The sequence below is a fragment of the Moellerella wisconsensis ATCC 35017 genome (assembly GCF_001294465.1).
Classification (GTDB): domain Bacteria; phylum Pseudomonadota; class Gammaproteobacteria; order Enterobacterales; family Enterobacteriaceae; genus Moellerella; species Moellerella wisconsensis.
Genome location: NZ_LGAA01000019.1, coordinates 20,740 through 45,805, shown reverse-complemented (window position 1 = coordinate 45,805; position 25,066 = coordinate 20,740). Strand labels below are relative to the sequence as shown.

Genomic DNA, 25,066 nt, shown 5'->3' with positions numbered 1-25,066 from the left:
AGGATTAAAATATGCAAATTTTTAATATAAAATATATAACATTCTTTATTATGTTATTACAAATGAGCTATTCTTTTGCTATGCCAGAAGTTACTTATAATACGAATTATCTTGGTACTATTAATATTTCAGGTCCTGCCGATAGAACAACTTATGGCTCTGTTATTGCAAACTCCGGTTCTAGGGCCGGTATAAAAATCTGTAATAATAGTGATATTGAATATACGCTGAGTAGAATAGATTATGAGCCTATTGCACCATGGACCGGACAAACATACCAAGCTACTAGTGCGCATCCAGTGATTAATTTATTTGAAACTGGAGTTTCTGGATTCTCATTCTCCCCATTGGGAGGATTTAGTTATACTACAGATAGCTTTCGACCTTTGCCCGCTACGACAACTACGGTTTGGCAAGGGAGTGTAAATAATAGCTCGCGTATATCTTCGCCAAAGGCTGTTACTGTCGGTGTTTATATTTATAAAGGTCCTGATAGAATTGTGGGGAGTATTGCTTTACCGTCAAAAATAATGTATCGCTATGTTTGCTTCGATGAAACGGGAAAAGCACAAGAAGCAACCAATATACAGTATAATACTATTACTGTTAATGCTACCGTTACTAGTTGTGAGCCAACGACTAAAGTAATGACATTAGATATGGATAAGATCCCAGCGAGTTCTATTGAGAATTCTGATGCATCAGTCAATATAGGAATGAAAAAACAAACATTTTCATTACAATGTGATCCTAATATTGACGTTTTGGTCTCTTTTGTTGATTTAACTGATACAACTAATAAAACCAATGTCGCAAATTTAACCCCTGATTCAACTGCATCCGGGGTTGGTTTTGTTGTCACTGGTGGAAGTGACCAGCGATTTTTATTTGGGCCTGATGGTTCTGCTGCGGGTATCCCTGGACAGCAAAAATATTATGTACAGCGTTCTGGAACTGCAGATAAAAACAATCCGATGAGCTTTACTATAGGTTTCAGCTATGTAAGGAAACCGGAAGAAACATTTAAGACTGGATCAGCTAAGGCGATGATTGGTTTAACTTATTCTTATCAGTGATGTGCGAGTTATTCGTTTATAAGAATATGAGATGACAAATCCTAAAAGAAGTATTAAATAGTTTTAAATTGAGTGTCAGAAATAGCATGAAAGAGAGAATGTTAGGATATCATTAAATATCTGATTTATATCGCTAGCATAAAAATCCCCACCTAAAGAATTGTTCTCATCGGCGGGGATTTTTATTTAGTGAATAGAAATTATTTTAGTTCCAGTTCGTTCATTGCGGCGATGCTGAAACCGCCATCAACATGAACTACTTCACCGGTGATCCCCGCAGCTAGATTTGAGCATAAAAATGCCGCTGTATTACCCACATCTTCAATCGTTACGGTACGACGAATAGGGGTAACAGCTTCACAATGTGCCAGCATTTTACGGAAATCTTTAATACCTGAAGCGGCTAATGTACGGATAGGTCCCGCAGATACAGCATTAACACGAATTCCCTGAGGGCCCATCGCATTTGCCATATAACGTACGTTGGCTTCTAAAGAGGCTTTCGCCAGACCCATTACGTTATAGTTAGGAATTGCGCGTTCAGCACCTAAGTAAGTCAGAGTAAGTAATGAAGCATCAGGCGTTAACATAGGGCGGCAGGCTTTAGCCATCGCGACAAAGCTGTATGCGCTGATATCATGGGCAATTTTGAATCCTTCACGGGTGACAGCATCAACATAATCACCGTCTAATTGGTCCGCAGGGGCGAAGCCAATTGAGTGAACGAAACCATCAAATTTTGGCCAGGATTTTCCTAATTCAGCAAACATCGTTTCGATGCTTGCATCGTCAGCAACGTCACATTCGAGAACGATAGAGGAATCCAATGCGGCGGCAAAGCCTTCAACACGCGGTTTTAATTTGTCATTTTGATAGGTGAACGCGAGTTCAGCGCCTTGGTCGCGCATGGCTTGCGCAATACCATATGCGATTGATAATTTACTGGCAACACCAGTGATCAGAATGCGTTTGCCGGTTAAAAAACCCATAGCATTATCCTTGTATATTTTCGATTAAAAACGCGAATATATCAGAAGACCCATGGTCTTGAATAGAATTACACGTTTTGTAGTTAATAAATCTAGTTAATAAACCTAGTTAATAAATCTAATTATTTTATCAAATATTATTTTAACATGTATTTGATACAGAAGTGCAATCTGCGTGTCTGCTCGGAGCAGTCACTGATAAATTTACACTGTATCTTGTCGCCATGCTTCAATAGATAGTGGCTCGCCAAAGTGGCTTTCGATCAATTTACGTGTCACTTCATGCAGTGGGGCGGCTAACACCTCGGCAGTATTTCCTCTTTCGACTACTTCGCCCTTATCCATAACTAAAACTTTATCGCTGATATGTTTCATCATGCCTAGGTGCTGAGTGACATAAATATAAGCAATTCCATGTTTTTCCTGCAATTCTAGCATTAGATTAATAATTTGTGAGCGCATTGACATATCCAGAGATGCCAATGCTTCATCAGCAATAATAATTTCGGGCTGTAAAATCAACGCGCGTGCGAGAGCAATGCGCTGTTTCTGCCCTGCTGCTAGCATATGAGGATAATATTCGGCGTGATCAGATAACAAGCCCACCTGCCGTAGGGTTTCAATAATCCGTTTTTGGCGTTCACTGGCTGTTAAATCGGTATTTAATTTTAGCGGATTTTCCAGTGTTTGCCCGATACGTTGTCGCGGATTGAGTGAGGTACTAGGGTCTTGAAAAATCATACGGATCCTCTGGCTCCGGTAACCATAATCGCCATATTCTAGCTGATGATTATTAATAAAAATTTTTCCAGAGGTAGGTTCAGTTACACCGGATAACATGCGTGCAAGAGTAGATTTCCCCGAACCATTAGCACCAATAATAGCTAAAGTTTGACCTGCTTGCAGATTAAAGCTTACAGGTTTGACCGCTTCAAGCTGGTGTCGCTTAAATAATCCGGTACGAAAGCGAAAAGTTTTGGTCAGATCTCTGACTTCAAGCAGAGTTTCAATCATCAGCTTTCCTCGGTATTGAGCGGAAAATGACAGGCAAAAGCATGATTTCTTACGTTACGTAGCGGCGGAGCAACGATACAGGTTTTTTGAGCGTATGGGCAGCGTGGCCCTAGCCGACAACCTATGGGCAGATGCTCTAATGAAGGAATAGCGCCAGACAAAGTATTTAACCGACCTTTATGCGGAATAGGGCTTTCAAAATCAGGAATTGCACGAATTAATGCTTGGGTATAGGGATGATGCGGGCGCGTTAATAGATCATTCGGAGTAGCGCTTTCTACCGTTTGTCCACAATAAAGAACATTAATACGGTCGACCAATTTTGACATAATTTGCAGATCATGGCTGATCAGCAAAATAGTCATGTTATTGTTTTGATTAAGTTTATCTAGCAGACGAAAAATCTGTGCTTGAGTCGTTGGCTCCATCGCATTCGTCGGTTCATCGGCAATTAATAATCGAGGTTGATTAGCGATAGCAATGGCAATCATCACTTTTTGGCATTCACCTTCGGTTAATTCATACGGATAACTGCGCATGATATCTTGGTGATCTTTAATTCCAACGCGATGTAATAATTCAATAGCTCGGCGCTTACGCCAGTTAAAGCGTTGCCACCAGCGGCCTTTATAGGTCCAACCCGGAATGGATTGAATCAACTGCTTTCCAATACTTTCTGCAGGATCTAAACAGGATTGCGGTTCTTGGAAAATCATCGAAATATTATGCCCGATCAGCTTACGCCGTTTACGTGGGCTAAGTTTAAGTAGATCAATATCTTGGAATCGAAAACGGTCAGCAGTTACCCGCAAGTTGTCTTTAGTCACACCACTAATAGCTTTAGCTATTAAGCTTTTACCTGAACCTGATTCGCCAACTAAGCCACGGACTTCACCTTCTGATAACGTGATAGAGACGCTTTCCACGGCTTTGACAGGGCCGTTCGCCGTCATAAATTCAATCGTTAGATTGCGAATATCAAGTAGCGGCATTATTCCACTCCCGCATTAATAGCTCGATGTAAACCATCACCCAATAGATTAACCAGTAATACGCTGATCATGATAGCTGCACCAGGTAGGATAACTGCCCAAGGGGCGACATATATTAATTCCAGCGTATCGCCGAGCATCGCTCCCCATTCAGAAGAGGGAAGTTGAGCGCCTAAATCTAAAAATCCGAGTGCGGCGATATCTAAAATTGCGATCGAAAGAGCTCGAGTTAATTCAGTCACTAAGATAGGCGTAATATTTGGTAGTACGGTATACCACAGAATATAGATATTAGATGCGCCGTCCAGTCGTGCGGCGACAATATATTCTTTATCCAGTTCATCATGCACTGCAATATATAGCGTTCGAACCATTCTTGGAATTAAGGCCAACCAAATCGCTAGCATGGCATGCTCTAAACTAGCGCCGACAAAGGCCACCACAATAATTGCCAGTAATAAGGATGGAATCGATAATAAGGTATCTAAAATGTGATTTAAAATTGCTGATTTAATTCCGTGGCTCATGCCTGCTAAGCAGCCTAATACTAATCCAACGACAGTTGCTGCGAAGGTGACAATAATCGCGGAGCCGAAAGTGGATTTGGTCCCAATTAATAAGCGGCTTAAAATATCGCGGCCTAAATCATCAGTCCCTAAAAAAAACGCTACGTTGCCATAATGCGACCAAGACGGTGGGATCAGTTGATAGCCTAAAAATTGTTGGTCGATAACATAAGGCGCAATATAGCTGCCAAAAAAGGTCAACAGCAGTAATAATAATACGCCATAAAAACCAATCATCGACACCACATCGGAAGAAAATAAATTCCACACAACACGTGCCGGTGAAGGCATTTTTTGTTCGCGATAAAAATTATCTGAGGACATACCAATCCTTATGTTTTAGAGGATCCATCATGGCCCCTAAAATATCCGACAGGACATTAACCGTTATGACTAACGCACCAATTACCATCACACCAGCAGAAATAGCCGAATAATCCTGCTGGCGAATGGCAGCAACTAACCAACGACCTAATCCTGGCCAGTTAAACACCAACTCGGTAACCATAGCTAATGTGAGCATGGTCGAAAATTGCAATCCAAGTTTAGGGATAACTGGGGGAATAGCATTATGCAATACATGGCGACGAATAATGGTTAAGCGTGATAGTCCACGCGTAGCTGCGGCTTTAATATAGTTTTCGCTAGCGACTTCTTCTGTACTATTACGAACTAAGCGGATCACCTCGGTTAATGGAGCTAATGCCAGCGTTAAAACAGGTAATATCATGTGTTCTAATACATTGATAATCATCTGGTTTCTATATGGAGAGTCAGATAACCATGCATCAATAAGAGCAAAACCAGTGACGGTATCTAAATTATACAATAAATCAATACGCCCAGACACGGGTAGCCAGCCTAATCGTAATGAGAAAAATAAGGTTAGCAGCAGCGCTAGCACAAATACGGGGATAGAAAACCCGACTAAAGCAAAGGTACTGATGGCAAAATCTATCGGTTTATTACGCCAGAAGGCAGCAATAATACCGAGAGGAATACCAATCACTAAGGCTAGCATAAAGGCTAAAATACACAGTTCCATGGTGGCAGGGAAGGTATCTTTTAATTGTTCGGTGATGGGTTCGCCGTTAATACTGGATACCCCAAAATCCCAATGAATTAATCCATTGAAATAGAAGCCATAAGCATCAAATAAAGACGCGCCACTTAAAGGAGCATTCGGGGTAAAATAACTTAGGCTAAAGCTTACCAGTGACAAAAAGAACAGTGTCACTAGCAGCAGTAAAAAGCGCCGCAGTGAATAGATAATCATGGCTGTATCCCTTCGGTCTTTTTATCTTCAGTTTCATCGCCAAGATCACGATAAGCGCCAGCAAAAGAAGCATTACCAAAGGCACTGATTACTAATCCTTTCATATCATAGCGATAGGCTTGTAATCGCAAAGAATAGGCCAGCGGTAAAATCGGTAAGTCTTGCGCTAAGATAGCCTGTGCTTGATGATAATAATCAATACGTGCAGCTAATTGCTGAGTTAATAACGCTTTATGCAGAATCTCATCAAATACCGGATCACACCAATGGCTTAAATTAGTTTGTGAGTTAATCGCTGCACAGCTTAATAATGGACGGAAAAAGCTGTCGGGATCATTACTGTCTGTTGACCAACCCGCTAGCGTCATATCGTGTGCGCGATCCATTAATTGATTCTCTAAAAAACGACCTTCAACCGGGCGAATATTCATGGTAATCCCAACTTGTGCTAAATCTGCTTGAATTAATTCAGCCATTTTTAATGGGCTAGGATTAAAAGATTGAGAGCTGACAGGAACCCATAAATCCAATTTTAAACTGTTTAATCCCAGCTCGGTCAAAATCTGTTTAGCTCGTTGCGGATTGTAGTCGGTAACTTGTGCTTGGTTATCATACGCCCATGATGCTCTTGGTAAAATTGATGCCGCAGTTTCTGCCGTTCCGTAATAAATTGATTGCATTAGACGTTCATTATTGATGGCATAGGCAATAGCTTGACGTACTTTTAGCTGATTAAGAGGGGGCTTATTAGTATTAAAGGCTAAATAGGCGATATTCATACTTGAACGCATCGATAAACGCAAACGAGGGTCATTACGCAGTACTTTAAGCTGGCTGGCGGCAGGATAGGCCAGCACATCACATTCGCCGGTTAATAATTTAGAAATTCTGCCAGTTCCCCCCGCACCCATATCAATTACTACCTCTTCCATACGAGGTTCACCTTTCCAATAGGCTCTATTCCGCTGTAATTTAACAAATTGTCCAGATTGATAATCATCAAGCATAAAAGGCCCGGTACCTACAGGACGCCAGTCAATGAGCTCTTGGCGATTTTGTAGGGCTAGTTTTTCCGCATATTCAGCGGAAAGGATCGGCGCATAGTGAGTGGCTAAATGCCATAAGAATGAAGCATCAGGAGACTTTAATTTAAATTCGACAGTCAAGTTATCGATTTTACGGATACTTTGCACACTTTCAGCAAATTGCAAACTGTCAAAATAGGGATAGCGGCCACCATTAATGTAGTGATATGGATGGTCTTTCTCGAACATGCGGGCAAAACTAAATATCACATCATCAGCGTTCATTTTACGGCTGGGCGTAAACCACTCAGTGGTTTGAAATTCAACATCTGGGCGCAAATGCAGCCGATAAGTAGCGCCGTTATCGGTTATTTCCCAGCGCGAGGCAAGCTCAGGAGTGAGGCGATAGGTAAAGGTATCCACATCAAGAAGGCGGTCATAAATTTGCGCACCTAGCGGGTCAATAATTAAACCATTACTGGCCAGCTGCGGATTAAAGGTGGTGACTATGCCATTGACACAGTAAACAAAACCTTTTGTGCGGATATCGCGAGGTACCGTATTCGCAGTCATATTATCAAGCGATGTGGAACCACTAAATGCTTGCGATATTGCAGTAAATAAGAAAAGGAACCAATATATCAAATGACGCATAAATAAGATGTCTTTAACCTAAGTTGCCGTATTATAGCGTAAAATCGCCGCCTGCCCAAACTGGTCGTAATGTTGAGAATAGATATTATCTCTTTTTTAGCATAATAAATCACTGAATACTGAGAAGATGGATGATAAACAGAGATTCGCTATGCTCTAAAAAATAAATCCATGTTATTCAATAGATTAAATTTTAATGAGAAAAATTCTCATAAAACCACTTTACAAATACTATTGATAACCATTATCATTCGCTTTGTCGGTTGAATAACTGAGTTATTTCAACCAACACGACATTGCTCACATTGCTTCCAGTATTTCTTATAGCCAGCTTGGGTGCTGGCTTTTTTTTGTTCTCACGCCTTGTAAATCAAAACTCACTAAACTAATTTACTAAATTACCTACTAACTAAATTACCTACTAAATTAGCCCACTAAAATAGATAATTAACTCGCGAAATTAGCTAAATATTACTGATTAAGCATAAATCGATGATTTCTGAGTTTATTGAATAATATCAATATATTAATTAATACTTTTATTTCAAGCAGCGACTAAACAATCGGTTAAGTAAGCTCTGTCTCGTCACTGAGAGCAGTGATATATCGATAGACTAATTACCGCTTAAATTATGTTTTTTAATTAATCCGCGTAATTGATCATAACTGAGCTGCAATAATTCGGCGGCTTTACGTTGATTGTATTGACTTTGGATCAGTGCTTGCTCTAAAAATTGTTTTTCTGAGTCCAATTGCCATTGCTTTAGATCACAAGGTAATGGAGGCAAGACGATGTTAGATATGTCGGTATTAGGTGAGTTAGCATTAGACAAGTCTGGGTCGGGTAACGTCATGTGAGATAATGACGTCGTCGGTTTTAGATCTAAAGCTCCAACGGGAGCTAAGGCATCACCGAAAGGATTGATCACAATATTATCGAGCTGAGTATCACTGCTGCCGTGGCGATATACCGATCGCTCAATCACATTTTTTAATTCTCGTACATTACCGGGCCATGAATAGCTAAGTAATTGTTGCTGAGCATAGTCACTGAAACCAGTAAAATAGGGCAGCCCTAATTCGCGTATCATCTGAATGGCAAAATGCTCAGCTAATAACATAATATCAGGTTTTCTATCTCGTAAAGGCGGTATACGAATGACCTCGAACGCTAATCGATCGAGCAAGTCAGCACGAAAACGACCTTCCGCCGCTAATTGCGGTAAATTAGCATTCGTTGCACAAACTAAGCGCACATCTACCCGTAGTGATTGACTACCCCCAACGCGTTCTAATTCTCCGTATTCAATGACTCGTAGCAATTTTTCTTGTACAGAAAGTGGCGCTGTTGCTAGTTCATCGAGAAATAGCGTTCCTCCATCCGCACGTTCAAAACGACCTTGATGTCTTTTTTGTGCGCCAGTAAACGATCCCGCTTCATGGCCAAAAAGTTCTGATTCGAGAAGATTATCATTTAATCCGCTGCAGTTAAGTGAAACAAATGCTTCTTGCCAGCGTGGGGAGAGATAATGCAGCCGATTAGCTACCAGTTCTTTACCGGTGCCACGTTCTCCGATGACCAGTACTGGCTTATTTAATTTCGCCAACGCTGAGGCTTGCTCCAGTACTTCAATAAAATTAGTTGAAACAGCAAGAATGTTATCACTAGCAGATTTCATGGTTTATTTGACCTCATTTTGGCTATATTTACCATATTTTCATTATCAATTAACTATAGAGCAAATTAATCAGAAAGAAAGATAGTTATAATACTTGTTAATTTTCAATGTGTTATTGTTTATTGGAAAAGTTGGCATAGCATTTGCTAACTATTAAATACATCTAATTATATTAATAGTGACACTATTTGAGCATCACCACGGATGAAAACCCGATTTAGGTTGAGGCTCTAATGAATGACAACATCCAAAAGAGGTAACAATTATGGGTATTTTTTCACGTTTTGCCGATATCGTTAATGCCAATATTGCATCATTACTGGATAAAGCGGAAGATCCACAAAAAATGATCCGTTTAATGATCCAAGAAATGGAAGATATGCTGGTAGAAATCCGTTCAACATCAGCGAGAACGTTAGCTGAGAAGAAAGGATTAGAGCGCCGTATTGAAATGGGCGTAAAACAGATTGCTGACTGGCAAGAAAAAGCAGAATTAGCGCTGGTGAAAGATAAAGAAGACCTGGCACGTTCTGCGCTGATAGAGAAACAAAAAGTGGCTTCAATGGTGGATACCTTGAAACACGAATTGATTATTGTTGATGAAACTTTAACGCGCATGAAGAGCGAAATTACGGAACTTGAACAAAAGTTAAGTGAAACTCGTGCTAAACAGCAAACTATGGTCTTGCGTCAAAAAGCGGCTGAATCAACCTTAAATGTTCGTCGTCAGCTCGACAGTGGTAAACTAGATGCGGCGATGGCTCGTTTTGAACAGTTCGAACGTAAAATTGATCATATGGAAGGCGAAGCCCAAAGCTACAGTTTTGGAAAAGAAAAAACACTGGACCAGCAATTTGCTGAGCTAAAAGCTGATGATGAAATTAGTGCACAGCTGGCAGCATTAAAAGCTAAATTAGCGCCTAAAGATGAAAAGTAAGTAAAAAAAGTAAGTAAAATAGATAACTCCATTTGAATATAAGGAAATGTGATGGCTTATGTTTTTCTGGTGCCGGTATTACTGATATTTATTATTTTTATTTTACCCGTATGGCTATGGCTGCATTATAGTCGACAAGGGAAAGGTAAAAATCAGTTAACCGACAGTGAAATACAACGCCTAGTTCAGTTAGCTGAACAGGCTAAATCAATGCAGCAACGAATCGATACCCTCGAACAAATATTGGATGCTGAGCATCCACATTGGAGAGAGCGATAATGAATAATTTGCAAAATCGTAAACTTTATCGATTAAGCGATAACCGCATGTTGGGCGGTGTATGCTCAGGAATTGCTCAGTATTTAGGCATGCCGGCTGCGTTAGTAAGAATTTTAGCGGTAATTGCCTTATTCTCAAGTTTTGGGCTTACGTTGATTGTGTATGTGGCTATGTGCTTTTTTTTGGAAAGTGCACCACAAGATTACCAACAAACCGCAGAAGGTGGGCCAGAGGTCAATCATTTAATTAATGAAATTGATCACCAGTTGAATTCAGGCGAAATACGTTTGCGTCAGATGGAACGCTATATAACTTCAGATAGCTATTCGATTAATAATAAATTTCGCCAGCTATAACGCAGAGTAAGGCCATCACATCCGCTGAGATAACCTATATGCAGGGGATCTCAGCGATTTACCTTTGTCTTTAGATTGGAGGAATGATGAGAATAAAAAATGGTTTTATCCGTAACAACCAACCATTAAAAATAGCACCTAGCTTAGAACCTAGTTTAGGCCATAGTTTGGGGCATAGTTTAGAATCTCATTCCAACACTTATTTTTCAGCGGAGCATACACCAACGATGGCAAAAAAAAGCGTACAAAAAATAGCTCTGAGTGGTCTAAAATTAGCCACTAGTGTGGCTATCCATTACGGTCCTGCTGGAATTGTGGCAGGATTACTAAAAGTGGTCACGCGTAAACCGTTACGCTGGTTGATATTAATGATTATGCAGCCCATATTAAGTGCATTGCTAGTACGCATTGCCGCTTTGTTACCTTGGGAGAAACATGAAACGCCTGCAAAATGAATTATCAGATTTGGTGAATCGCGGGGTTGATCGTCATGTGCGCCTTGCAGTCACGGGATTAAGTCGGAGTGGTAAAACTGCCTTTATTACTTCGTTGGTTAATCAACTTCTCCATGTTCATAGTGGTGCGCGATTACCATTATTTTCAGCGGTACGTGATGGGCGATTATTGGGCGTAAAACGGATCCCACAGCGAGATTTTGGCATTCCTCGTTTTACCTACGATGAAGCGCTAACCTCTTTAAATAGTACTCCGCCAGAATGGCCAGTGCCTACCCGTGGGGTCAGTGAAATTCGGTTGAAGTTACGTTACCGCTCAGAAGATTCTATTTTTCGACATTTTGTTGAAACTTCATCTATTTATGTTGAAATTGTCGATTATCCCGGAGAATGGCTACTGGATTTACCGATGCTTGATCAAGATTTTTTAACTTGGTCACGTCAGATGAAAGTACTGTTAAAAGGCGAGCGATTAGCTTGGGCACAAGAATGGTTGGATTTATGTAATAGCTGTGATCCATTAGCGCCGGCAGATGAAGGTTTATTGGCGCAAATTGCTGATGCTTATAGTCGTTATTTATCTTTATGCAAAGAGAAGGGACAGCATTTTATCCAGCCCGGCCGTTTTGTACTACCTGGTGAATTAGCTGGGGCGCCTGCCTTGCAGTTTTTCCCGTGGTGGGATATCGATAAAGTGGGCGAAGCAAATTTAGCCCGTGCGGATAAACATTCAAATATCGGAATGTTAAAACAGCGATATAACTATTATTGCGAACATATTGTTAAAGGCTTTTACAAAGATCACTTCCAGCGTTTTGATCGCCAAATTGTGCTGGTCGATTGTTTACAGCCACTAAACAGTGGCCCGGATGCATTTAATGATATGCGTATGGCATTGACTCAGTTAATGCGCAGTTTTCATTATGGAAAGCGAACTTTGCTGAGACGAGTATTTTCTCCGTGTATTGATAAATTGCTATTTGCTGCCAGTAAAGCCGATCATGTTACTCCCGATCAACATGCTAATTTAGTTTCTTTATTGCAGCAGTTGGTGCAAGAAGCGTGGCAGAATGCCGCATTTGAAGGAATTAAAATGGATTGTATTGGCTTAGCATCCATTCAAGCTACTGAAAGTGGCATCGTTGAATATCAGGGCGAACATTTGCCGGCATTAAAAGGCCACCGATTGAGTGATGGCGCACCGCTGACATTTTATCCGGGCGAAGTACCTCAGCGCTTACCCAATGCGGAGTTTTGGCACAAACAAGGTTTTAGCTTTGAAGATTTTCGCCCGCGACCAAACATGATAGATCAACCATTACCCCACATTCGGATGGACAGTGCGTTGGAGTTTTTATTGGGAGATAAACTGAAATGAGTGAGCCTTTAAAACAACGGGTTGATTTTAGCCAACAATCTGCGGTTGATGTTGATAGCCCACTAACATTAAAACAGGCGCAGGCATTTGATCCACAGACGCTAGAGCGTTTTATTCCCCAAAATCCAGAACTAGAACAGCAAGAACAAGAGGGTGAAGTCGAAGGATTAATTAATGCTGCACTTAAGCCCAAACGTAGCTTTTGGCGCCGTTTAGTGACGGCGGCTATCGCTATTTTTGGTGTCAGTGTATTAGCTCAATTAGGGCAGTGGACCTATCAATCGTGGGTAACTCAAGATTGGACCGCATTAGGCGTCGCGGCGGCGGGTAGCATGGTTGTGGTGGCTGGGGTTGGTTCTTTGGTCACGGAGTGGCGCCGTTTATATCGCCTACGTGAACGAGCCGAAGAAAGAGATACCGCGCGCGAATTACTGCATAGTCATGGCATGGGGCAAGGCACTGAATTTTGTGAAAAATTGGCTAAGCAGTCGGCTCTACCGCCACAGCATCCCGCATTACAGCGCTGGAAAGCGATGTTACACGATAGCCATAATGATCGCGAAGTAATTGAGCTATATAGTCAATTAGTTCAACCCGTATTAGATGAGCAAGCACGTAAAGAAATTAGTCGCTCTGCAGCTGAATCAGCGTTAATGATTGCTGTCAGTCCGTTGGCGATTGTTGATATGGCTTTTATTGCTTGGAGAAATATACGATTAATTAATCGTATTGCAGCTATTTACGGTATTGAGCTAGGTTATTATAGCCGGATTCGATTATTCCGTTTGGTATTATTAAATATTGCATTTGCTGGTGCATCTGAGCTTATTCGTGAAGTTGGTATGGATTGGCTGTCTCAAGATTTGGCGGCACGATTATCAACACGCGCTGCACAAGGAATTGGGGCCGGTCTATTAACTGCCCGTCTAGGGATTAAAGCGATGGAGTTGTGTCGTCCTTTACCATGGATTGATAATAAACCACGTCTGAGTGATTTTCGTAGCCAGCTTATCGGGCAGTTAAAAACAGCAATGCCGCGTAAATCAACGAAAAAACAGACGGAAGTTTAATTTTTCTTTTATCGCAGTGAAATGAAACAATGTGAGCGCTAACAGGTTATTTGTTGTGGCTAAGATAAAATACAACACTATGTTTAACTGGCATTTTTACTTGACAGATAAGTCGTAATGCCAGTTTATATCTCAAATTTTTTTCGGCAGCAATGTAATATACTGTGATTGATATCAGTTAAATAGACTAATTAGTAGCAAGTCTAGCTTTATATTCAGTGTATTCACTCACTAAACAGAGAGCTGTCAACATTTTTTGACACAAAGGCTGCATTTAGCCAGAATTTATCTATAATAGCTCCAATCATCATGGTTATTTAAAGAAGGTTCTCATTCATGCGTCTTGAAGTGATTTGTCAGGATAGAATAGGATTAACTCGTGAACTTTTGGACCTGTTAGTTCTGCAAAATATCGATTTAAAAGGTATTGAGATTTCGCCCCAGCGAAGGATTTATCTTAATTTCGCCCAAATAGATTTCCATATATTTAGTTCATTGATGAGCGAAATCCGGCGGATTAGCGGAGTTATCGATGTGCGTCGTGTGTCATTTATGCCCTCAGAACGAGAACATAAAGCCATGTGGACATTGCTCGAATCTTTCCCTGAGCCGGTTTTATCCATTGATACTAAAATGAATATTGAGCTGGCTAATCCAATCTCACTGGTCTTATTTGGCTTAGATGAAAATCGTATCAAACAGAAAACGTTGACTCAATTGATCAGCGATCACGGTTTACACCGCTGGTTAGAATTAGATGATCCCCAGACGTACTCCGAAAAAGTGTTAATTAAAGGGCGAGATTATTTAATCCAAGCTACACCGATAATACTAACCGATGAAAATAATCATTCGCATTGTACCGGGGCGGTTATCTTGCTTAAATCAGTGGCAAGCATCGAGCAGCAGCTTAAACAAATCACTATTAATGACGATCGTAGCTTTGATCAAATTGTCGCCGTCAGTCCCGCTATGTCTCAATTGGTTGAGCGGGCAAAAAAAATCGCCATGCTCGATGAGCCACTATTAATAGTCGGTGAAACCGGGACCGGTAAAGATATGTTAGCGAAAGCCTGCCACTTACGTAGTGCGCGTGGACATGCTCCATTTTTAGGCCTCAATTGTGCTTCATTGCCCGACGATGTCGTGGAAAGTGAACTTTTTGGTTATGCCGCAGGAGCTTATCCTAACGCCCTAGAAGGGAAAAAAGGCTTTTTTGAACAAGCTAATGGCGGAACTGTTCTGCTGGATGAAATTGCAGAAATGTCGCCACAGATGCAAATTAAATTACTTCGTTTTCTTAATGATGGTACCTTCCGTCGAGTGGGTGAAGAGCATGAAGTAAAAGTTAATGTGCGGGTAATATGCGCGACTCAAAAAAATCTACTGGAGCTGGTGGCACAAAAAAAATTTAGAGAAGACCTCTATTATCGGCTCAATGTATTGACCATCACTATTCCGCCTTTGCGCGAGCGACAGGCTGATATTTTGCCATTAACGGAAATGTTTATTCGCCGTTTTTCTGAAGAGCAAGGCATGGAAAAACCAACGCTTTCCTCTGATTTACCGGCTCACCTTGCGAGTTATTCGTGGCCGGGTAATGTACGTCAATTACGCAATGCGGTTTATCAGGGATTAACTCAGTTAGAGAGTGGCATTTTTGGCCCGCGTGATATTGCGTTGCCGGGAAGCGAGATGACGCCTGTAGTCGCGGTTGATTGTTTAAATGGCAGTTTAGATGAGATAACCAAGCGCTATGAGGCTTCTGTCTTAGAAATGTTATATCGTGATTATCCGAGCACCCGGAAATTAGCCAAACGGTTAAATGTTTCTCACACTGCGATTGCGAATAAACTGCGTGAATATGGATTAAGCAGTAAAAAAGAGGATGAATAGCCAATTCGTTTAAATAGCTAATTATATCAACGATACGCAGCTAAATTAGCCAGCTAATACGTATACCTCAGCGAGTAACGTTCGTTTGAGGTATTTTTTTGTTTAAAATGTGATCGTTACAAAGTTATTGCGACAGAATATCCATGGCTGTGTTTTTATCTTATCTATACTTAAATAATTAATAGCGGCTAACCATAGGGGGCATATAGCCAGTAATGGGGTTGAATATTCATACTTACATTAAGGAGTTGCCATGGATCATTTTGTGATTAATTTTATTGTTGGTATGAAAATTAGAGACTATCTAAATAGTCGTCATTATCAGCGCGATATGCTTGAATCTGCCGCCTCTGCTGCAGAAATTTATCGATACAATAAGGCAGCAGCGATTTATTTATCGCAAAAGAATCGTTTCACGTGGGAAGATTTAGTTAAGAATGGTAATAAACCAAGAGATTTGATTATTGATATTGTCACCACTTTTTGTCCCGCAAATGGAGAGCAGGCGATGAAAATATTAGGGGCGATAACCCACTCACTGATCGGAGTAATGAAAGATAATCCGCTCTTTATTAATCAAGTGCATGCTAAAATTCATAAGCAAACAAATTGGTGGTACATCTAGCTGATGTAAAATATAGCGACTGATAAGTTAGTTATGATTAAAAATACAGCCAGCCTGTGAGGGCTGACTGTTATATTTTTTGACTGAACTATGATTAACTATAATTCAACTAGTTACTGTTATTATTTCAGTGCAGCTAATGCGCTGTCATAATCTGGTTCTTCAGTAATTTCATTTACCAGTTGGCTATAAATGACGTTGTTAGAACCGTCGAGAATAACTACAGCGCGAGCATTCAGACCTTTTAAAGGCCCGTCAGCAATAGCCACACCGTAATCTTCACTGAACTCTGGGCTACGGAAAGTAGACAGGGTGACTACATTATCTAGCCCTTCAGCGCCACAAAAACGTGCTTGTGCAAAAGGTAAGTCCGCAGAAATACACAATACAACACTGTTATCTAATTCACTGACTAATTGGTTAAATTTACGTACTGATGCTGCGCAAACACCGGTATCAACGCTTGGGAAAATATTCAGGATTTTACGTTTGCCTTGATAGCTTTCTAAAGTAGCTTCTGACAAATCTTTCGCCACTAATTTAAAATCTTTAGCAGTATTTCCAGCCTGTAAAAAGGTTCCCTTAACGGTGATATCATTACCTTGAAGTTTTACTGTCTGTGACATTATTAGCGTCCTCTCATATTATCGTTGATTCGAGTAACGCAGGTATCCTACCTGCGAGTATACATAAATAACAATTAGTAAAAAAAACTAACATACTCATATAATTTTTACAATTATAGAGCAAACTCGTTACTTAATCATATATAACTAAGCTTAGCTGAAAATAATATTTTTTGCGCGTAAAGACTTTCTTAAAAACCAAGTTTCTCTGATTGTTATCCTCTCGAGAGGTTTTATAATAGTAGCTAAATAAATTAAAATTCATCAGGATACATGATGCTAAAACGCACACTGTTGCCGCTCACTTGGTGGCTATTAAGTTCATTGCTCGTAGTAACTCCAAGTTATTCTGCCAACGTACCTGCTGGCTCAATATTAGCTGAGAATCAGGAAGTGACTCGCCATCTTAAAGATGAGCCAGCTTCATTAGATCCAATAAAATCGGTTGGTTTAACTGAAGCACAAGTGATGCGAGATTTATTTGAAGGTTTAGTTAACCAAGATAGTCGCGGGCAGGTAATACCGGGCGTCGCTGAACATTGGCAAAGTGAAGATAATCGAGTGTGGATATTTAAATTACGTTCAAATGCTCGTTGGTCAAATGGTGAGCCAGTTACTGCGAATGATTTTGTGTATAGCTGGCAGCGTTTAGTTAATCCTAAAAATACCTCACCTTTTGCTTGGTTTGCTGCATTGGCTGGTATTAACCATGCACAGCAGATTATTGATGGCCAAAAAGATATCGGCGATTTGGGTGTGGAAGCGATCGATGATTTAACCTTAAAAATTACACTGGATAAACCGGTGGCCTATTTCCCTGCGTTAACCACCAATTTTAGTTTATTTCCTGTACATCAAGCAACAGTCGAGCGTTATGGTAATGATTGGATCCGCGTAGGCAATATTATCGGCAATGGCGCATTCCAATTACACGACCGCATTGTGAATGAAAAGATTGTCTTGATACCGAACCCATATTATTGGGATCATAAAAATACTCAGCTCACAAAAGTTACTTTTGTACCAATAAACCATGAATCACAAGCGACTAATCGTTATTTAGCTGGTGATTTAGATATTACCGAATCATTTCCTAAGCAGCGTTATCATAAATTAATGCAAGAAATTCCTGAGCAGGTGTTTATTCCTGATCAGCTTGGTACGTATTATTATGCGTTTAATACTCAGCGTGCACCGACTAATGATGTCAGAGTGCGTAAAGCATTATCGATGACGATTGATCGGCAAATTATTGCTCAGAAAGTGTTGGGAACGGGTGAAAAACCAGCGTGGCATTTTACTCCCGATGTTACTGCTGGATTTACGCCACAGCCTGGGCTGTATCAGCGCTATTCACAACAAGAGTTGGATCAACAAGCACAAATTTTACTGGCCTCAGCAGGTTACGGCTCACATCATCCATTAAAATTAACCTTACTGTATAACAGCTCAGAGAATAATCAAAAAATTGCTATTGCAGTATCATCGATGTGGAAGAAAAAACTTGGTGTACAGGTTAAATTGGTTAATCAAGAATGGAAAACTTATATCGACAGCCGTAATAGTGGAAATTTTGATGTTATTCGAGCATCATGGGTGGGAGACTATAATGAGCCTTCTACGTTCTTATCGTTGCTGACATCCAAACATAATGGCAATATCCCACAATTTCGCCATGATGAGTACGATCAATTGATTGAATCGGCAAGCAAAGAAACTGATCCTAAAGTACGAAATGATGATTATAATCAGGCAGAGGCGCTTATTGCAGAATATGCGCCAATTGCGCCTATTTATCAATATACTAATGGCCGTTTAATTAAGCCTTGGCTCAAGGGATATCCTATCCAAAATCCTGAAGATACCGCATATAGCCACACTTTCTATATTTTAAAACATTAATTTAGCTTAAATAGCGCGGCAAATAATGCCGCGCTGTGGATGACGATAAAATATCAAGCTAAATAAATAGATTTATATTTAATATCATAACCACTTTTATTATTTTAAATAAGTTGACTTATTGATAGGGTTACTAATTTGCATATTGTTAAATTAACTATTAGATTAATCTTTAATTAAACTTTTTAACTAATTAAAAACGATAACCTATGCCGATATTAAATGCTTTCAGTATTTCATCTTTTTTTCTAAGGCTAGTTTTTGCACCCTCATAACCAACTTTAATAGCGATAGACTCGATAGGATTAATCATAAAACCAGAGCCCCACGCTAATCCACGATTCTTAGAGAGATTAGTTATTCCATGTTTACTTGTTTTTTTCAGTTCTGAACTGGTGGCTAAATGAAATCCAATAGAACCGTATACAGAAACATAAGGATTAAAGCGCCAAATAGGTCCAGAAGTTAAACTAAGGTAGTGGAATTTTTTATTGATATCAATAACTTTATTATTATGTGTACCTTTTGATGATGCTTTGCCATTAACCCAACTTAATGAGGTTAAAATACCTAATTGATCATCAAATTCTAAGGTATAACTACCATGTAGGCCATTATACAGAGTATTGGTAAAATAATATCCGCCATATCCCAGATTAAAAGTATGTTTTTGGGATGATGCATCATTCGATAATGCATTAGAGGAATAAATTAAAGGTAAGAGCATAGAAATAATTAATGTTTTTTTCATATTCATCCTTGAATTGAATAGGTAATTTTGGCTTGCGTATTTTGTGTTATTTTTTAATTAATTTCAATATTAAATTCAATTTCAAAATTAATTATCTTTATTCTTTATATACATTAAATAATATCGTTCTGATTTATATTTAATATTTTAATTCTAAATACAATAAATTCTAGCGAATAGCTTGTAACTGTTATTATTATTGTTAATATTTATATCAATATTTATTGGTGAGGAAGCAAGTCGAATGGCGACAATTTATGGTTCCCTGTTTCAGAATTCAGATCCGGTACATGGCTTTCAATTAGATGGTAGGGGAGGTGTGTTACCGATTGATCTAAATGCGAGCGCGACGCAAAATAATCCATTTTGGCTGCATTATGATTATAAAAATCAACAAAGTAAACAATGGATACAGCAGACTGATTTATTGAATGATACGGCGAAAGCTGCACTGAGTGGAGAAGAAGGTCGCTGGCGAATTTTACGAGCCGGAGATGGTTTATTACTCACATTACAAACTCTAAATAATAATCCCGGGCACTCTCCAGAGCAGTTGGTGGCATTTCGGATATTTATTAATAATCGGTTAGTCATCTCTAGCCGTCACCGCAAAGTACAATCACTTGAAACGGTAGTCAGTGAATTCTCGATGGGAAATGGTGCAGAATCTACCGCCGATTGGTTAGTCGAAACTGCCGATGCAGTGACCGATGAAATTAGTGAATTCACCGATACTTTGCATGATAGATTAATTTCTATTGAAGATAGCTTACTGCATGATCAAATACCTGAACGTGGCGAGTTAGCATTACTGCGCAAGCAAATTATTGTTATTCGCCGTTATATGGCGCCACAGCGTGATGTATTTTCACGTTTAGCCACTGAAAAATTATTATGGGTTGATGATGCATCACGGTTAAGGATGCAGGAAATTTCAGATAGATTAGGGCGTTGTATTGAAGATCTCGATGGTTTTGTGTCTCGTACTGCAATTATTGCGGATGAGATATCTTCCATGATGACTGAGATGATGAATCGACGTATTTATACTATGTCTATGTTGGCAATGGTTTTTTTACCAACAACCTTTCTAACCGGATTATTTGGTGTAAATTTAGGTGGAATACCGGGTAATGAATTTCGTTTCGGATTTAGTTTATTCTGTATATTACTAACCTGTTTAATTGGTATCGTTGTCTGGTGGTTAAGAAAAAGTCGCTGGCTGTAGTCTGAAGGCTTAATAAGTGGTAATTTGAGCTATATCAATAAATAAATGGCTTATTTAAGGCAGTATATACCCTGCAGGTGAATGCAACGTTGAGCGATGAACGTTGTGCTCCATAATTGTAGTTTTTCTCATGTTGAGTTTTTATACAGAATAATAAATCACTGTAATGCCGATGTTATCTCAGACATCGGTTTTTTTTTACGTTTAATTATTCCCACAAATAACCTATATGATGAACCACCGTTAATTGAAAACTTCACGGTGGTCAGATAAATAATATTCGAAAGTTACTGTGGCATTATTTTGTTTTATTGCACTTCAATAACATCAACGCGAGTATGGGTAAAATTCGACTGATCATCTTCATCAATCTTTGGCTGCACCGGAAGTTCTTCCCTGTCAAAGGCTAGATCCCCACCATCAACAACTTCACTACCATGAGTGATATGATAAAAATCAAATAGTTCGGTGTCACATAAATGAGAAGGTACGACATTACGTGTTGCACTGAACATCGTTTCTATCCGTCCTGGATAACGTTTATCCCAATCACACAGCATTTCTTTGATGACTTGTCTTTGTAGGTTTGGTTGTGATCCGCACAAGTTACAGGGAATGATAGGAAATGCTTTGGCTTGAGCAAAACGTTCAATGTCTTTTTCACGGCAATATGCTAATGGACGAATGACAATATGTTTGCCATCATCACTCATTAATTTAGGTGGCATTCCTTTTAGTTTCCCACCATAAAACATATTTAAAAATAGGGTTTGTAAAATGTCATCGCGATGATGCCCTAATGCAATTTTAGTTGCTCCTAGCTCCGTGGCGGTGCGGTACAAAATACCTCGACGTAAACGAGAACACAGAGAACAGGTCGTTTTGCCTTCTGGAATTTTATCTTTAACTATCGCGTAGGTATTTTCTTCAACGATTTTATATTCAATTCCCAGTTGTTCTAAATATTCAGGCAAAATATGCTCAGGAAATCCGGGCTGTTTTTGGTCAAGATTAACTGCTATTAATGAAAAATTAATCGGAGCATTTTTTTGTAGGCTTTGTAAAATCGACAGTAGGGTATAACTGTCTTTCCCTCCCGATAAACAGACCATAATTCGATCGCCGTCTTCTATCATATTAAAATCGGCAATGGCCTGTCCGACATCACGACGTAGTCGTTTTTGTAATTTATTAAAATTATATTGCTCTTTTTGAGTATTCATTTTCTACTGTTCTATATTGTTGCTGACTGTTATTTAATTTGATGATAATTAAGTGTTTTATTGTTTATTATTGCCCTAGCTGTTTCTGATTAATTCCCTTCTTGCAAACACTCGTGTATAACGTGGTGTATCACACGAGAGAGCTAGCATGGCTGAAATAAACAAACTTACAGACACAAAACTTAAAAACATCTATGCCAAAATTTATGGAAAGGAGTCAATGATAGCAGATGGTAGGGGACTTTCGATACTATTCGATATTAATAAATTATATAAACCTCTATATTAATAAGTGTATAAATTGCATGCCATAGAAAATGGCCCTCATCACGTAAGGGCACTGAATAAAATAATTATAAGACAATGTTTATCACTATTAGAGCATAAATCCCCGTATATTTGTCAACCAGAACCATTATAGGTTAGGGGGCTTTATAGTAAACAGATAAATATTAGTGTAATTTATCATTTTTACAATATACGAATAGGGATAATTCCGATGATTCATGTATTATATTTCAATGGAATATCGATTTTTAATCATGATTTTATTTATGTTTATTGTTAGGTAAAAAGTAATAGCCACATTTAGGGCAAATAATCGTAATATTTTCATGCATGTTACGTTTATTTTGTGCTGAAACATAAGTGCAATTAGGGCAGCTTATTTTGATTTTTTTATCATTAAACATCTTTAGAGCATTGAAGATACTCATAACTTTTACCACGTCGATGTACGGTGACTGAGTATACAACAACCTTGTGATGATAGCTTATAGATTAACCAAAAGTTATCTGGATTTATCTTATCTGCAGATATTATTTTATGAGTGTCTTTTTAGCAATAAGTGATATTTTTTATGATACATAGGGAGAGACTCTTACTATTGATGTAAATGTACTAATAAGACAGTATTTATTCCTAGCCGTTATGAATTTGATAGACTTATTAATGAGTACTATTTTTATTACTAAATATATTTAATTCATTTTTATTATGATGAGTGAAATGGATTTATTAGGCATATACTAGATCAATAGCTGATTATATTAATGGATCAAGTTAATTTTTTTATAAGAAATTTTTAATTATTTTCGAGTTGAATAAAGAAAATGTTTAGTTTACACACTATTGATTATTTATAATCAACCACTGTCATTAAAGTAAATATATAGCATAGATCAATAATTAATAAATTAACTTATTAATCATCTAAACTTAGTCCTAAAATATTATTTTTTAATAGGGAAAGAAAGATTATTATGGTTTTATTATGTTTGTAATATACGAATCAAACTTAATTAACTACGGTAATCTGGAATTTAAAAGAAATTTTCTGTATAAGAGAGATTGATTGAATATCTATTGAATATAATCATGCCATCTTAATTTTGGTTAAATTTTATATAATTTTTGTAATTGAAAACTATAAGGATTAAGCGTGAATATATATATTTTAAATACTATCTATATATTGATTTGAGTTAATATGAAAAATAAAAATATATCTAATTTTCAATTATTAAGTACTTATATTTGTGACTGTGTTAAAAACAGTAGCTTATGTAAAAGCTATGATTTACAAAATAATTCTAATCGATTAGATATCACCTTATATTTAGATCAGCAAAATGAACTAAGAGTTGAGCTGCGTAGTAGTTTTCTTGGTGAAAAATCTGTTTTTTTGTTGCTAATCCGAAATGATAGTCACTGGAACAAGGTGACACGGATTTATTTAGTACCTACTAAAAGTAATTCATGGCGTATTCTTTATTTAAAAAAATATAATCGGCGTTATCGTTCACTTTTTTTTAAGCGTAATTTTAACTATAATATATTTAATAGTTATTTATCTGATTTTACATATAATGAAATAAATATTGTTAAATAATATATTAATTAATTCATTAATATATTATTTATTTAACTGTATTATTGAATAATGGTCTTCAATTTATTTTACAATTAATGATGTTAATAAATAATTGAGTAATTCAATCTATTGATTAATCTAATTAATAGATATATAGATATATAGATATATAGATATATAGATATATAGATATATAGATATATAGATATATAGATAATAAGATTATGTGCTATATATTTACCAGTCTATAGGTATAATAACAATTATAGCTATATCGCTATTTATGGTTGGTTTTAAGAAAATAAAAGCAATTATCTTGAGAGGGTATCTTTTTTATACTGGTATCTTTGGTTGTTTTTTGATGGTCTATAATATGATTGCGCTCCCTAAATATATAAAAATTAATTAGTAGCTTGATTATAGAGAGAGCAATCTTTAAGCTAACAAAATTCTAATTAATTAGAATTAATCAAGAAAAGATAAATAACAGCAATAATAAAGATGAGATCTAACAGTAAGATGATGTTGATTGATTAGTTTAGTAGCAAGGAAGTAAACGAATAAAAATAGTGACGCCCATTAGTACATATTGGACGTCACTTATATTTAATTATTGCTTATCTGAATGGTGCATTTAATGGTACTTCCGGATCTGGCTGATGCGTAATACGGTTTCTTAAATCACGACGCACGATTTCAATTGACCAGAACCAAACTGCATGACCAAAAATCTCTGAAATATATTCATCAATTGGCAGCATAGATAGTGGAGGTGTTAAACCTAACAGTGGAAAGCTAATACCATGAACTGCAACAGTAGCTAACAGACCGGCCATGACACCTTGCCACATTTTAATTTTAGGAAAGCGCTCAGCAATGATACAGTAACCAATCGCAAAAACTAAAGAAAAAATAATGTGGGTAATCATCACTGGATTGATAATATGTTCTGAGAACGTATATACAGTGGATGTCGGATCAATACCTAAATAATCACGTAAGAATAAATAAGGTGGATTGAATTCATTACGGCCACCAGTAAAGGTTCTCGGTGGCAGTGGAACCTCAGCTCCCCATTTAACAAAAGCAGAGATAAAGCCTGCAATTATTCCTACGAAGATTGCTACACCATAACGACGACGAGATTTGTCAGTTTGAGCAAATAGATCTTTTAACGCCATATAACATCCCTTAA

The 25,066-nt window shown here is 38.2% G+C and carries 24 protein-coding genes; 12 read left to right on the top strand and 12 right to left on the bottom strand.

Annotation, left to right across the window (positions count from 1 at the left end; all coding sequences use genetic code 11):
- Nucleotides 1–11 precede the first annotated feature (11 nt).
- The gene (locus M992_RS10635; RefSeq protein ID WP_053908592.1) at nucleotides 12–1,076 is read left to right on the top strand and encodes a fimbrial protein; all 1,065 of its coding nucleotides are present in this window, start codon (nucleotides 12–14) and stop codon (nucleotides 1,074–1,076) included.
- 200 nt (nucleotides 1,077–1,276) lie between these two features.
- On the opposite strand, the gene fabI is transcribed toward M992_RS10635, so the two are convergent.
- From fabI to pspF, 7 genes are all read right to left on the bottom strand, one after another.
- Nucleotides 1,277–2,065: an enoyl-ACP reductase FabI gene (fabI, locus tag M992_RS10630; protein ID WP_047255576.1), complete on the bottom strand. Its 789-nt coding sequence runs from the start codon at nucleotides 2,063–2,065 to the stop codon at nucleotides 1,277–1,279.
- Between the two features lie 204 nt (nucleotides 2,066–2,269).
- Complete coding sequence (gene sapF, locus M992_RS10625; RefSeq protein WP_053908591.1) at nucleotides 2,270–3,079, bottom strand: putrescine export ABC transporter ATP-binding protein SapF; 810 nt, start codon at nucleotides 3,077–3,079, stop codon at nucleotides 2,270–2,272.
- Nucleotides 3,079–4,071: a putrescine export ABC transporter ATP-binding protein SapD gene (gene sapD, locus M992_RS10620; protein WP_053908590.1), complete on the bottom strand. Its 993-nt coding sequence runs from the start codon at nucleotides 4,069–4,071 to the stop codon at nucleotides 3,079–3,081. Before sapD ends, sapF begins: the two co-directional genes overlap by 1 nt.
- Nucleotides 4,071–4,961: a putrescine export ABC transporter permease SapC gene (gene sapC, locus M992_RS10615; protein WP_047255579.1), complete on the bottom strand. Its 891-nt coding sequence runs from the start codon at nucleotides 4,959–4,961 to the stop codon at nucleotides 4,071–4,073. The genes sapD and sapC overlap by 1 nt, the downstream gene beginning before the upstream one ends.
- Nucleotides 4,948–5,913, bottom strand: coding sequence for a putrescine export ABC transporter permease SapB (gene sapB / locus M992_RS10610; RefSeq protein WP_047255580.1), 966 nt, complete (start codon nucleotides 5,911–5,913; stop codon nucleotides 4,948–4,950). Before sapB ends, sapC begins: the two co-directional genes overlap by 14 nt.
- On the bottom strand, nucleotides 5,910–7,592 hold the full coding sequence (gene sapA, locus M992_RS10605; RefSeq protein WP_053908589.1) for an ABC transporter substrate-binding protein SapA: 1,683 nt from the start codon (nucleotides 7,590–7,592) through the stop codon (nucleotides 5,910–5,912). The genes sapB and sapA overlap by 4 nt, the downstream gene beginning before the upstream one ends.
- Nucleotides 7,593–8,206: 614 nt before the next feature.
- On the bottom strand, nucleotides 8,207–9,271 hold the full coding sequence (gene pspF, locus M992_RS10600; RefSeq protein ID WP_053908588.1) for a phage shock protein operon transcriptional activator: 1,065 nt from the start codon (nucleotides 9,269–9,271) through the stop codon (nucleotides 8,207–8,209).
- 265 nt (nucleotides 9,272–9,536) lie between these two features.
- On the opposite strand from pspF, the gene pspA reads away from it, so the two are divergent.
- The 8 genes from pspA (at nucleotide 9,537) to M992_RS10560 (ending at nucleotide 16,267) form a co-directional block, all read left to right on the top strand.
- Nucleotides 9,537–10,208, top strand: coding sequence for a phage shock protein PspA (pspA, locus tag M992_RS10595; RefSeq protein WP_047255583.1), 672 nt, complete (start codon nucleotides 9,537–9,539; stop codon nucleotides 10,206–10,208).
- Between the two features lie 51 nt (nucleotides 10,209–10,259).
- Nucleotides 10,260–10,487 carry an envelope stress response membrane protein PspB gene (gene pspB / locus M992_RS10590; protein WP_047255584.1) on the top strand — a complete coding sequence of 76 codons (228 nt, stop codon included), beginning with the start codon at nucleotides 10,260–10,262 and terminating at the stop codon, nucleotides 10,485–10,487.
- Nucleotides 10,487–10,843, top strand: a complete 357-nt coding sequence (gene pspC, locus M992_RS10585; protein ID WP_053908587.1) for an envelope stress response membrane protein PspC — start codon at nucleotides 10,487–10,489, stop codon at nucleotides 10,841–10,843. Before pspB ends, pspC begins: the two co-directional genes overlap by 1 nt.
- Before the next feature lie 83 nt (nucleotides 10,844–10,926).
- Nucleotides 10,927–11,298, top strand: coding sequence for a phage shock protein PspD (locus tag M992_RS14975; RefSeq protein WP_082335425.1), 372 nt, complete (start codon nucleotides 10,927–10,929; stop codon nucleotides 11,296–11,298).
- Complete coding sequence (locus M992_RS10575) at nucleotides 11,279–12,676, top strand: YcjX family GTP-binding protein (RefSeq protein ID WP_047255586.1); 1,398 nt, start codon at nucleotides 11,279–11,281, stop codon at nucleotides 12,674–12,676. The genes M992_RS14975 and M992_RS10575 overlap by 20 nt, the downstream gene beginning before the upstream one ends.
- Nucleotides 12,673–13,746: a YcjF family protein gene (locus M992_RS10570; protein ID WP_047255587.1), complete on the top strand. Its 1,074-nt coding sequence runs from the start codon at nucleotides 12,673–12,675 to the stop codon at nucleotides 13,744–13,746. The genes M992_RS10575 and M992_RS10570 overlap by 4 nt, the downstream gene beginning before the upstream one ends.
- Nucleotides 13,747–14,082: 336 nt before the next feature.
- Entirely contained in the window at nucleotides 14,083–15,642 is a 1,560-nt protein-coding gene (gene tyrR, locus M992_RS10565) for a transcriptional regulator TyrR (protein WP_053908585.1), read from the top strand.
- A 253-nt stretch (nucleotides 15,643–15,895) separates the two neighbouring features.
- Nucleotides 15,896–16,267, top strand: coding sequence for a hypothetical protein (locus M992_RS10560; protein WP_053908584.1), 372 nt, complete (start codon nucleotides 15,896–15,898; stop codon nucleotides 16,265–16,267).
- A 122-nt stretch (nucleotides 16,268–16,389) separates the two neighbouring features.
- Here the strand turns inward: M992_RS10560 and tpx are convergent, their stop codons facing one another.
- Nucleotides 16,390–16,893 carry a thiol peroxidase gene (tpx, locus tag M992_RS10555; protein WP_053908583.1) on the bottom strand — a complete coding sequence of 168 codons (504 nt, stop codon included), beginning with the start codon at nucleotides 16,891–16,893 and terminating at the stop codon, nucleotides 16,390–16,392.
- Between the two features lie 276 nt (nucleotides 16,894–17,169).
- Here tpx and M992_RS10550 point away from each other — a divergent pair, with 276 nt between their 5' ends.
- A complete protein-coding gene (locus M992_RS10550; protein WP_053908582.1) occupies nucleotides 17,170–18,795 on the top strand; it encodes a peptide ABC transporter substrate-binding protein in 1,626 nt (541 codons plus the stop codon).
- Nucleotides 18,796–18,988: 193 nt separating this feature from the next.
- Here the strand turns inward: M992_RS10550 and M992_RS10545 are convergent, their stop codons facing one another.
- Nucleotides 18,989–19,546 (bottom strand): Ail/Lom family outer membrane beta-barrel protein, encoded by a 558-nt coding sequence (locus M992_RS10545; protein ID WP_053908581.1) that lies wholly within the window; start codon nucleotides 19,544–19,546, stop codon nucleotides 18,989–18,991.
- A 244-nt stretch (nucleotides 19,547–19,790) separates the two neighbouring features.
- Here M992_RS10545 and zntB point away from each other — a divergent pair, with 244 nt between their 5' ends.
- Nucleotides 19,791–20,774 carry a zinc transporter ZntB gene (gene zntB, locus M992_RS10540; RefSeq protein WP_053908580.1) on the top strand — a complete coding sequence of 328 codons (984 nt, stop codon included), beginning with the start codon at nucleotides 19,791–19,793 and terminating at the stop codon, nucleotides 20,772–20,774.
- 308 nt (nucleotides 20,775–21,082) lie between these two features.
- Here the strand turns inward: zntB and ttcA are convergent, their stop codons facing one another.
- Both ttcA and M992_RS15485 read right to left on the bottom strand, forming a co-directional pair.
- Nucleotides 21,083–21,997 (bottom strand): tRNA 2-thiocytidine(32) synthetase TtcA, encoded by a 915-nt coding sequence (ttcA, locus tag M992_RS10535; protein WP_053908579.1) that lies wholly within the window; start codon nucleotides 21,995–21,997, stop codon nucleotides 21,083–21,085.
- Nucleotides 21,998–22,545: 548 nt separating this feature from the next.
- On the bottom strand, nucleotides 22,546–22,713 hold the full coding sequence (locus M992_RS15485) for a YnfU family zinc-binding protein (RefSeq protein ID WP_218026259.1): 168 nt from the start codon (nucleotides 22,711–22,713) through the stop codon (nucleotides 22,546–22,548).
- A gap of 774 nt (nucleotides 22,714–23,487) precedes the next feature.
- Here M992_RS15485 and M992_RS10530 point away from each other — a divergent pair.
- Nucleotides 23,488–23,889: a hypothetical protein gene (locus M992_RS10530; RefSeq protein WP_053908578.1), complete on the top strand. Its 402-nt coding sequence runs from the start codon at nucleotides 23,488–23,490 to the stop codon at nucleotides 23,887–23,889.
- Nucleotides 23,890–24,488: 599 nt separating this feature from the next.
- On the opposite strand, the gene M992_RS10525 is transcribed toward M992_RS10530, so the two are convergent.
- Nucleotides 24,489–25,052: a YagU family protein gene (locus tag M992_RS10525; RefSeq protein ID WP_053908577.1), complete on the bottom strand. Its 564-nt coding sequence runs from the start codon at nucleotides 25,050–25,052 to the stop codon at nucleotides 24,489–24,491.
- Between the last annotated feature and the right edge of the window lie 14 nt (nucleotides 25,053–25,066).